The following is a 9439-nucleotide window of genomic DNA, read 5'->3' as shown; positions in this document are numbered from 1 at the left end:
CGGCGGCGCTGTGCTGCGGCACCGGCGCCATGCTGGTCACCGACGATGACGAGCTGGCCGCCGCGCTACGCCGCCTGCGCAGCCGTGATCCGGCCGAGCGCGGCAACATCGTCGCCTCCGGCGTGGCGCCGTACGGCGCCGAGTGCGGCGAGCTTGCCGCGGCGCTCGGGCGCGTGCAGCTCAAGCGCCTGCCGGAGCTGCTCGCCCGGCGCCGGCAGGTAGAAACCTTCTACCGCGACCACGTGCTGTCCTTCGAGGGCATCAAGCCGCCGTACCAGGCGCCCGAGGTGGACGAGCTGCACTGGTTCACCTACGTGCTGCACCTGGGTACGCGTTTCACGCGCCAGAGCCGCGACGCCGTCGTGGACGATCTGGCCACCGAGGCGGTCGAGGCGCACGCCTACTGCCAGCCGCTGCACCGCCAGCGCGCCTACCTGCCGGCCGGGCAGATGGCGCAGAAGCTCGCCATCACCGAGCGCCTGGCCGACCGCGCCGTGGCGCTGCCGTTTCACGCCCATCTGGACGCGGACCAGGTGGGCTTCATCGTGGCCACGCTCAAGGACGCCTCGGTCAACGTCGGCGCTGGCGCGGCCATTTACCTTTAAACGCAAGGAGACCCGCCATGCCGTTCGTTACCGTCCAACCCTCCGGCAACCGCATCGAGGCCGCCAGCGGCGCGAGCCTGCTGTCGGTGCTGCTCGGCGCCGGCGAGCCGATTGCCCACAAGTGCGACGGCAAGGCCGAGTGCGACTCGTGTCATGTGTTCGTGCACGACGGCCGCAAGACGCTTTCCAAGATGACCGCCGCCGAGAACGCGCGCCTGGACACCATCGTCGGCGTGGGTTCCAAGTCGCGTCTTGCCTGTCAGGCGCTGCTCGGCGATGCCGACGTCACCGTCGAGCTGCTGGGCTTCGGCTCCGGGCTGTAGTCCTGCGTTCTGTTCCCCACCTGGAGGCTCCCCCATGACCACCGACGACACCATGATCCACGTGCGCTTCGCGCCGGACGGCACCGTCACCGAAATCGGCGCCCGCCCGGCCGGCGTCACCGCCCAGCAGTGGTTCAACCGCCTCACCGAGCAGGCCGGGTCGCACTTTCTGGCACTGTCCGGCGGACGCGGCGTGTTCCGCCTGCCCGCCGGTAAGGTCGACAGCGTGCGCGCCACGTTCGCCGAGACCGCCTGATGGACACCGCCATCGCCGCGCTGCGAGCGGGCCTCGCGCAAGGTCGCGTGGTGCCGTATCTCGGGCCGGGCGTGCTGGCACTCGCCGGCGCCGACTGCCCGCTGCCCGCCACCCCGAAGGCGCTGGTCAAGCACCTCACCGCCAAGGCCAGCGTGCCGCACAAGCTGCACGGCAACCTCACCGGGGCGGCGCAGTTCATCGAAAACTTCAAGCACCGCAAGACCGTGGCCACGGCCATGCGCGAGGCGTTCAGCCCGGCAGTGGAACCGACCGCGCTGCACGCGTATCTCGCATCACTGCCGGCCCTGCCGCTGCTGGTGCACGCCTGGTACGACGACCTGCCGCAGCGGGCACTCGCCGGGCGGTGCGACTGGGGCGCCGTGCAGGGCGTGAGCCAGGCCGAGCACTCGGGCGCCTGGTGCCACGCCTTCGATGCCGCCGGCAACCTCGCGCCGATCGAGGCCGCCGCGGACTGGGCGACCCTGCTCTACCAGCCGCTGGGTTCCGTGGCGCCGGCCGGCAACTTCCTGGTGTCCGATTCCGACTTTGTCGAAGTGCTGACCGAAATCGACATCCAGACGCCGATCCCGGCCGAGGTGCAGCGCCGGCGCGCCGGCCGGCAGTTCCTGTTCCTCGGCTGCCGCTTCGACGACCAGCTCACACGCACCTTCGCCCGCCAGGTCATGAAGCGTTCATCGGACCAGCACTATGCGGTGCTGCCGGAAACACCCAGCCGCAACGAGGCGCGCTTTCTGGAGCAGCAGAACATCGAGGTCCTGGCGCTGCCGCTGGGCCGGTTCACCGCTGTCCTCGCCGGCCAGGCGACGCCGGTGCGGGCGGCTGCCGGCTGATTTCGCTCAGAAGCCCGCGTCCGACTGCGCCAGAAAGGCCGTTTCCTCGGCAGTCGAGGGCCGGCCGAGCACGGCGTTGCGGTGCGGGTAGCGTCCGAAGCGGTCGATCACCGCCTTGTGGCGCAGCTCGTGCCGGTGGTTGTCCTGCGGCGCGAAGGCGGCGAACAGCGGCTCCGCCAGCGCGTGAATGGCGCGTGACTCGCTGTGCATGTAGGGCATCAGCACGAAGCAGCGCTGCACCGGTTCAAGGGTGGTGAGCACACCGGCGACCACCGCCTCCTGCGCCAGTGCAAGGGCCATGCCGTCCTGGGCGAAGGCGCGCGGCGTGTCGCGGTGGATGTTGCGCGAGAACTAGCACGATCACTTCCGCCAGTCGTCCGTGCGGTGTGGCACGCCAGGCGTACAGCTCGTCGCTAGTTGCCTGCTGCAGCAGTGCCGCGTAACGCCGGCGGATCAGCGCGTCGAAGGCCGGGTCGCTAGCCCACCACCGGGCGGGCTCGGTCTGTTCGAACCAGAAAGCGAGAACGTCGTCGTGCATGCGGAGGGGGTTGCCGGTGGCCGAAGGGCTGCGACAGCTTAGGCGGCGGTTTGCCAGAATGACACCCCGTCACCACCTGACCGGGCAGATGCAAAAGACCCTCATCGCCCTTGGAATCGCCCTGCTCGTTGCCGGTCTGGCGTGGCCGTGGTTGGGAGCGATCCCGTTCGGTCGCCTGCCGGGCGACATCGTCATCGAGCGGGGAAACGTCCGCTTCTACTTTCCGCTGACCACGATGGTCGTGGTCAGCCTGGTGCTGTCGCTGCTGGTGTGGTTTCTGCGGCGCTGACCGCGCGGTAGTCGGGTCGGGGCGCCGTGGCCGATCACGGCGGCGGGCCCTCGCCGCGCGCCGCTGCCAGCAGGTGGGGGATGCGGTCGTTGCCCCAGAACAGGCGCCCGTCGAGCGCGAAGGTGGGCACACCGAACACGCCGCGGTCGGCCGCCTGGCCGGTACTGTCGATGAGCGCCTGCTTGATGCCAGGGTCGGTCAGCTGTGCCTCGGCCCAGGCCTGCGGCAGCCCGCAGTGGCCGGCCACGTCCAGCACCACCTGCGGTTGTTGCAGGTCGCGTCCCTGGGACCAGGCGGCGTCGGCCAGCTGGCGGGCCAGCACGGTACGTACGGCGGGGTCCATTACGGCCAGGCACAGGCGCAGGCCGTGCAGCGGGTTGAACGGGTGCGCCGGCGGGCCGGTGAAGGGCAGGCCACGCTCGGCGGCGCGCCAGCGGATGTCGTCGAAGATCTGCGCGCGCTTGCCGGGGATGTCCACCGGCGCCGGCTGGCCGTGGCGCTTGAGGATGGCGCCGAAGGCGACCGGTGTGACGATCACTTCGCGCCCGGTAGCCGCACGGATGTCGTCCACGGTGTGCAGCGCGAGCCAGGCGTAGGGGCTGACCAGGTCGAAGTACAGGGTGATGGGCGTGGTCATGCTGTCCTCCCGGGGCGGCGTCAGTACGGCGTCCCGTCCTTGTGGGTGAAGTGCCAGCCGGTGGCGGTGAGTTCGGCGGCCAGGTCGTCGTCCGGGTAGGTCACCCGGTCGCCCGGCGTGCGGTCGCCCACCTCCAGGTACAACACGTCGGCGGCGCTGCGGTTGATCAGGTGATGGGCATCCCCGCGGCCGGCGGCAAAGCCCGCGCACATGCCGGGCTCCAGCAGGGTCTCGCCGGCGTCGGTGACCAGTGTCGGGCAGCCTGCCAGCACGTAGATGAACTCATCCTGCGCGGTGTGGGCGTGGCGCAGGGCGGAGATGGCGCCCGGCGCCAGGCGGGTCAGGTTGACGCCGAAGTTGCCGAGGCCGAACGCCGCGCCGAGCGCGCGTTTCTCGCGCCCGGCCAGCGCCGTTTCCAGGCGCGCCACGACGGCGTCCGGGTAGGCCGAGACCCGGGCGCGGGGCGGGCAGTCGGCGGCGCGCAGGGCGATGGGCGGTTGTGGATCGGGCATGGGGTTCCCCCGGTCAGGCGGCGTAATGGGCGGCGGCCTGGACGACCTTGCCATCGGGCCCGAACTCGAACCACTCCGCCGCCGGGCCGCGGGCGCCCTGGTAATGCAGCAGCAGGCTGTCGACACCGCAAAACACGTGCAGCAGGTGGAAGTGCAGCTGCGGCAAGCGGCGCAGCGCCCCGGCCCAGTAGGCGCCCACCGCGGCCTTGCCGCTGAGCCGGCCGGACGGCACGCCGGCGAACTGCGCGATCAGCGGCGAGCGCATGGTGAAGTCGTCGGCATAGTGGGCCAGGATGGCGTCCAGGTCGTGCCGGTTCCAGGCGTCGATCCAGTCGGCGGCGAAGCGGTGGGCGAAGTCGGGGTCGATCACGGCGCGGGTTCCAGTTGGGGGGCGGATTCAGGTGCCGGGCGGCAACAGGGCCATCAGCGATACCAGGGCGCGGGCGCACAGGGTCTCGGTGTCGCCGTCGCGGGCGTACACGTCGGCATCGCACACGGTCAGCGTGCGCCCGGCCTTGAGCACCTGTGCCCGGCCGATGAATGCCTGGCCGCGGGCCGGATTGAGCAGGTTGATCTTGAACTCGGTGGTCAGCACCTGTGCCTGCGCCGGCATGAGCGAGAAGGCGGCATAGCCGGCGGCGTTGTCGGCCAGCGTGCTGACCACGCCGGCGTGCAGGAAGCCGTGCTGCTGCGTGAGGCGCGGATCGAACGCCAGCGTGATCTCGCAGCGGCCCGGCCGCAGTGCGGTGAGGCCGGCGCCCAGCGTGGCCATGAACGGCTGCGCCGCGAAGCTGTCGCGCACGCGGCTCTGGTAGTCGGGATCAGGGGCGGTGAAGGTCATGGGCTGTCTCCGATGCGCGCGGCGCCAGCGGGTGGATGGCGGTGTGGCTCACCTGGCCGTTCGGCCGGAAGCGGAAGGTCTGCGCCCGCAGCCGGCCGTCGCTGCGGTACAGCAGGACCACGCCGTCGGTGCCGATCAGGGTGGCGGCTGCCGTCAGTGCCAGGCGCGGTCCCACCGTCAGCGTGGGGGCGGTCAGCGCCCGTGCCCACCAGGCGGCCACCGCGGGTTTGCCGCGCAGGCGGCTGGCCGGCGCCGGCAGGCGCGGCGCGGTCAGTTCGATGTCGTCCGCGCAGTGGGCCAGGACGGCGTCCAGGTCGTGCCGGTTCCAGGCGCCGATCCAGACGCGGGCGAACTGCTGCGCAAAGCCGGTGCTGATCATGGGCCGGCTTCGTCCACGTGGGCCACGCCCGGCATCCACACCAGGTCGATGTTGCCGTAGTCGACGCCCAGGCGGCTGAGCAGCGCCGTCAGCTGCCCGCGGTGGTGAATCTGGTGGTTGAACAGGTGCGTCAGGGCAGTCCACCGCGGCAGGCTCATGGCCTTGCCGGTCATCACGCTGGTGTAGCGCACCGGCTGTGGCAGATCGGCTTCCCGGCAGGTCTGCAGGTAGTCGCACAAGGCGGCGTCGGACTGCGCCTGGCGCCGGCGCAGGGCCGGCAGGTCCGGCGCCAGTTCGGCGTCCAGCCGGCCAGTCGGCGGCGCGGTGCCACGGATGCGCGCCAGCCACAGCAGGTCGCCCAGCAGCAGGTGGTTCAGCGTGCCGTGCACGGACCGGAAGAACGCGCCAAGATCAGCCTTGTAGTCGGCCGCGCTCAGGCCAGCGCAGGCGTCGTACAGGCGCGTGTTGACCCAGCGGTTGTAGGCCGCCGAAAGGCGAAGTTGCTTCAGGGCATCCATGAGGTCTCCTGCTTGGCGAGCCGACATCGGGCGGGCGCGAGGCGCCTACACGTGAAGTGTTCCGGAATGGACGATGACCGCCTGACCGGTCAGGCGTACCCGGTCGCCGGCCAGTTCCACCCCCACCACGCCGCCGCGCCGGGAGGCCTGGAAACCGGTCAGGCGCGTGCGGCCGAGGCGCGCGCACCAGTACGGCGCTAGCACGCAGTGCGCGGAGCCGGTGACCGGGTCCTCCGGTACGCCGACACCGGGGGCGAAAAAGCGTGAGACGAAATCCTGGTCCGGCCGGTCGCCCGGCGCGGTGACGATGAGCCGCTGGATGCCGGCCGCCGTCAGAGCGGCGATGTCCGGCGTCAGCTGGCGTACCTGGGCGGCGTGTTCCAGCACCGCCACGTGGCCCTCCGGCCAGCGGCCGGTCCACTGCGGCCGGGTACCCAGCGCGGCGGCCAGTCCGGTCGGCGCGGCTTCCGGCTCCGGCGGGTCGGCAGGCAGGTCGAGCGTGATGTCGCTGCCGTGGCGCGTGGCGGTGAGCCAGCCGCTGCGGGTATGGAAACACAGCGACGGGCCGGTCTGCCGGTGCTCGTGCCACAGCACGTGGGCGCTGGCCAGCGTGGCGTGGCCACACAGGTCCACTTCCACCGCTGGCGTGAACCAGCGCAGGTCCCAGTCGCCGTCGGCGCGCGGGTACAGAAAAGCGGTTTCTGACAGGTTCATCTCGCTGGCCAGGGCCTGCATCCAGGCGGCATCGCGCGGCGTGTCCGGCAGGCACACGGCGGCCGGATTGCCGGCGAACGGCCGGTCGGTGAAGGCGTCGACGATGTACAGCGGTGTGGTCATGGCGGTCTTCGTTTTGGGTCGGCCCACTGTAGAGGTGGGGCAGGGTAGCGGTACAGATTCAAAAACGGATTATTGTTGCGGCACAGTTACCAGCAAATCACACCTGTGCCGGTCCTGCCGGCCATCTGCTGTACCGGAGCTGCGATGGACCTGTTGTACGACCGCCTGGCCGCCGACCTGCGCGAGCACATCGAGCAGGGCGTTTATGGCGCGGGCGAGCGCCTGCCCGGGGTGCGGGCGCTCAGCCGCACGCGCGGGGTGAGCGTGGCCACCGTGCTGGCCGCCTACCGGCGCCTGGAGGCCGACGCCCTGATCGAGGCGCGCGCCCGTTCCGGCTACTACGTGCGTGCGCGGGCCGCGACCAGGGTGCCGGCACCGGCGCGCTCGGCGCCGGCCGCCCAGCCGAGCCCGGTGACCGGTCAGGAACTGGTGCTGAGCCTGGTCAAGGCCAGCAACGATCCGGCGGTGGTGCAGTTCGGCGCCGCCGTGCCGGACCCGAGCTTCCTGCCGGTAAGGGCGGTAGAACGGGCGCTCGCCCGCGCCGCCCGCCAGCACCGCAACCGGGCGGCGGCGTATGAGTTTCCGCCCGGGCTGCCGGAGCTGCGGCGGCAGATTGCGCGCCGCATGTCCGCCTACGGCTGCGCCACCGGCGCCGATGATGTGGTCATCACCAACGGCTGCCAGGAAGCGCTGGTGCTGGCGCTGCGCGCCGTGACGCGACCGGGGGACGTGGTGGCCATCGAGTCGCCCACGTTCTACGGCCTGCTGCAGGCGCTCGATTCCCTGCAACTGGAGGCGCTGGAGATTCCCACCGACCCGGTGGACGGCCTGTCGCTGGAGGCGCTGCAACTGGCGCTGGAGCGCTGGCCGGTGCGTGCCTGCATCGCCACGCCAAACTTCAGCAACCCGCTCGGGTACTGCATGTCCGAGTCGCGCAAGCGGCGCCTGCTGACGCTGCTCGGCGCCCGTGGCGTGCCGCTGATCGAGGACGACATTTACGGCGACCTCGGCTTCGGCCCGCGCCGGCCGCCGCCGTGTCTGGCGCTCAGCGAGGGCACCGGCGCCGAGGTGCTGTACTGCGCGTCGTTCTCCAAGACCCTGTCGCCGGGGCTGCGCGTGGGCTGGCTGGTACCGGGGCGCCACCAGGCGCGGGTGGAGTACCTCAAGTACGTGCTGAACATGGCCAGCCCGACGGTGCCGCAGCTGGCGCTGGCGGACGTGCTGCACAGCGGCGGCTACGAGCGCCACCTGCGCACCGTCCGCAGCGACTACGCGCGTGCCGTGGGCCGGATGATCGAGGCGGTGACGCGGCATTTCCCTGCCGGTACGCGCATCACCCAGCCGGCCGGCGGTTTCGTGGTGTGGGTGGAGCTGGCGCCGCAGGTGGACAGCCTGCGGCTGGCGCAGCTGGCCCGCGCCGAGGGGGTGAGCATCGCGCCCGGGCCGATCTTCTCGGCCACGCAGAAGTATCGGAACTTCATGCGCCTGTCGTGCGCCAGCCGCTGGGACGGCCGCGTCGAGGCGGCCCTGGCGCGCTTGGCGCGCCTGCTGGATACGGCCGGCTAGCGCCGCGAGCAGCCGCCCGGCGCAGCGATGTCGAGCCGAATGCCGAGCTGCCTTTCCAGCGCCGCCGCGTCGTAACCGGCCGTGCGCCAGCCGTTCACCTCGATCAGCGGGCGGCGGATCAGCAGCGGTTCGGCCAGCAGCAGGGCGAGTGCGGCGTCCGCCGTGAGCGTGGCGGGGTCGATCTCGCCCGACTTCACGCGCGGCGCGGCGGGGTTGAACCACTGCGCCACCGGCAGCGCGGCCACAAATGCCCGCAGGCGCGGCGCCGTCCACGGCTCGCGTAGCAGGTCGTGCGCCTGCACGTGGCAGCCGGCGGCCTGGAGCGCGCGCTTCTGGCGGGCGTTGCTGGCGCAGCCGGGCTTTTCGTAAAACGCCACGCGCGGCGCGTTCATCAGGCCGGGCATCCGACCGGGCGCTGCGCGAGCCGCCGTCGGGCCACGGCCAGCAGCGCCGGCACCTGGGTTTCGATGGCAGTTTTCACGGCGCCGTCGAGTCGCCCGAGCCAGCGGCGCGGGATGGCTTCCACCCCATAGGTGGCGCCGGCCAGCATGCCGGTGAGCGCGCCGGTGGTGTCGGCGTTTTCGCCGCGGTTGACCGCCTCGATCACGCAGCGTTCGACGCTGTCGTTGCGAAAGTAGGCGTGCAGCACGGTTTGTAGCGTTTCCACCGCCCGCGCGCCGGCCTGGCCGGGGTAGGGCTGGAACCGGAACTGCGGCTCGGCGGCGATGAGGCGGTTGGCTTCCGCGCGCGCCGCCTTGTGCCCGCCGCCGGTCAGCAGCGCGTGCACCATGCGCCCGAGCGCCAGCCCGGCGGCGTCCGACTGCGCGTGGTTGTGCGTGAGGTGGCACTGCGCGGCGGACCAGTCGGCGAGCGCCGCGGGGTCACCCACGCTGGCGAGCGCCACCGGCAGCGTGCGCACGGCCGCGCTGGCGCCGGCGTCGCCGGCGTTTGGCGGCGCACCCACGCTGCGGTCCGCCAGATAGCGGCGCAGGCCACGCCGGCAGGTGTGGTCGACGTCGGTCGGCTTGCCGAGCAGCCAGGCGGTGAGTGCCTGGGCCGCGGCGGCCGCATCGAAGCCGCCGCCGTCGACGATGGACTTGCCGAGCGCAAGACACATTTCCGTGTCGTCGGTCACCTGCCCGGCGCGCAGCTTCAGCCAGCCGCCGCCGCGCAGGTTGTGGTGCACGCCGTAGGCGGTGGCGATCTCGTCCACGCTCATGAACTGCACGGTGGCGCCGAGCGCGTCGCCCACGGCAAAGCCGAGGTAGGCACCCAGCGCCCGGCGTT

Annotated in this window: 15 protein-coding genes and 1 pseudogene; 6 read left to right on the top strand and 10 right to left on the bottom strand. The window is 71.8% G+C overall.

The features are described from left to right. From PHC73_RS07715 to PHC73_RS07700, 4 genes are all read left to right on the top strand, one after another. Nucleotides 1–605 (top strand): DegT/DnrJ/EryC1/StrS family aminotransferase (locus PHC73_RS07715; protein ID WP_300126424.1); only part of this gene is annotated, 605 nt, incomplete at its 5' end. A gap of 17 nt (nucleotides 606–622) precedes the next feature. Continuing rightward, nucleotides 623–928 (top strand): 2Fe-2S iron-sulfur cluster-binding protein, encoded by a 306-nt coding sequence (locus PHC73_RS07710; RefSeq protein ID WP_300126422.1) that lies wholly within the window; start codon nucleotides 623–625, stop codon nucleotides 926–928. 34 nt (nucleotides 929–962) lie between these two features. After that, the gene (locus PHC73_RS07705) at nucleotides 963–1184 is read left to right on the top strand and encodes a hypothetical protein (RefSeq protein ID WP_300126421.1); all 222 of its coding nucleotides are present in this window, start codon (nucleotides 963–965) and stop codon (nucleotides 1182–1184) included. Further along, nucleotides 1184–2035, top strand: a complete 852-nt coding sequence (locus tag PHC73_RS07700) for an SIR2 family protein (RefSeq protein ID WP_300126419.1) — start codon at nucleotides 1184–1186, stop codon at nucleotides 2033–2035. Before PHC73_RS07705 ends, PHC73_RS07700 begins: the two co-directional genes overlap by 1 nt. A gap of 6 nt (nucleotides 2036–2041) precedes the next feature. Here PHC73_RS07700 and PHC73_RS13960 read toward each other — a convergent pair. Next, nucleotides 2042–2573 (bottom strand): annotated as a pseudogene (locus PHC73_RS13960) (DUF924 family protein). An 88-nt stretch (nucleotides 2574–2661) separates the two neighbouring features. Between PHC73_RS13960 and PHC73_RS07690 the strand changes: the two are divergent. After that, a complete protein-coding gene (locus PHC73_RS07690) occupies nucleotides 2662–2862 on the top strand; it encodes a DUF2905 domain-containing protein (RefSeq protein ID WP_300126417.1) in 201 nt (66 codons plus the stop codon). Between the two features lie 34 nt (nucleotides 2863–2896). Here PHC73_RS07690 and PHC73_RS07685 read toward each other — a convergent pair whose 3' ends face one another. The 7 genes from PHC73_RS07685 to PHC73_RS07655 are packed head-to-tail and all read right to left on the bottom strand — an operon-like array spanning nucleotide 2897 to nucleotide 6586. After that, on the bottom strand, nucleotides 2897–3499 hold the full coding sequence (locus PHC73_RS07685) for a 2-hydroxychromene-2-carboxylate isomerase (protein ID WP_300126415.1): 603 nt from the start codon (nucleotides 3497–3499) through the stop codon (nucleotides 2897–2899). 20 nt (nucleotides 3500–3519) lie between these two features. Then, complete coding sequence (locus tag PHC73_RS07680) at nucleotides 3520–4011, bottom strand: cupin domain-containing protein (RefSeq protein ID WP_300126413.1); 492 nt, start codon at nucleotides 4009–4011, stop codon at nucleotides 3520–3522. A 13-nt stretch (nucleotides 4012–4024) separates the two neighbouring features. Continuing rightward, on the bottom strand, nucleotides 4025–4381 hold the full coding sequence (locus tag PHC73_RS07675) for a nuclear transport factor 2 family protein (protein ID WP_300126411.1): 357 nt from the start codon (nucleotides 4379–4381) through the stop codon (nucleotides 4025–4027). 27 nt (nucleotides 4382–4408) lie between these two features. After that, nucleotides 4409–4852 (bottom strand): PaaI family thioesterase, encoded by a 444-nt coding sequence (locus PHC73_RS07670; RefSeq protein WP_300126409.1) that lies wholly within the window; start codon nucleotides 4850–4852, stop codon nucleotides 4409–4411. Beyond that, nucleotides 4833–5231, bottom strand: a complete 399-nt coding sequence (locus PHC73_RS07665; RefSeq protein WP_300126407.1) for a nuclear transport factor 2 family protein — start codon at nucleotides 5229–5231, stop codon at nucleotides 4833–4835. Before PHC73_RS07665 ends, PHC73_RS07670 begins: the two co-directional genes overlap by 20 nt. Next, nucleotides 5228–5749, bottom strand: coding sequence for a DinB family protein (locus PHC73_RS07660; RefSeq protein ID WP_300126405.1), 522 nt, complete (start codon nucleotides 5747–5749; stop codon nucleotides 5228–5230). The genes PHC73_RS07665 and PHC73_RS07660 overlap by 4 nt, the downstream gene beginning before the upstream one ends. Nucleotides 5750–5794: 45 nt before the next feature. Then, on the bottom strand, nucleotides 5795–6586 hold the full coding sequence (locus PHC73_RS07655) for a PhzF family phenazine biosynthesis protein (protein ID WP_300126403.1): 792 nt from the start codon (nucleotides 6584–6586) through the stop codon (nucleotides 5795–5797). 144 nt (nucleotides 6587–6730) lie between these two features. On the opposite strand from PHC73_RS07655, the gene PHC73_RS07650 reads away from it, so the two are divergent. Continuing rightward, a complete protein-coding gene (locus PHC73_RS07650) occupies nucleotides 6731–8152 on the top strand; it encodes a PLP-dependent aminotransferase family protein (protein ID WP_300126401.1) in 1422 nt (473 codons plus the stop codon). On the opposite strand, the gene PHC73_RS07645 is transcribed toward PHC73_RS07650, so the two are convergent. After that, on the bottom strand, nucleotides 8149–8544 hold the full coding sequence (locus PHC73_RS07645) for an ArsC/Spx/MgsR family protein (protein ID WP_300126399.1): 396 nt from the start codon (nucleotides 8542–8544) through the stop codon (nucleotides 8149–8151). The two genes, PHC73_RS07650 and PHC73_RS07645, sit on opposite strands and share 4 nt — an antisense overlap. After that, nucleotides 8544–9439, bottom strand: an 896-nt coding sequence (gene draG, locus PHC73_RS07640; RefSeq protein ID WP_300126397.1) for an ADP-ribosyl-[dinitrogen reductase] hydrolase, incomplete at its 5' end; no start/stop codon positions are given. The genes PHC73_RS07645 and draG, both read right to left, overlap by 1 nt.

The organism is Immundisolibacter sp., from assembly GCF_028696615.1.
In the GTDB taxonomy this organism is placed as follows: domain Bacteria; phylum Pseudomonadota; class Gammaproteobacteria; order Immundisolibacterales; family Immundisolibacteraceae; genus Immundisolibacter.
This window is presented reverse-complemented; position numbering and strand designations above follow the sequence as displayed.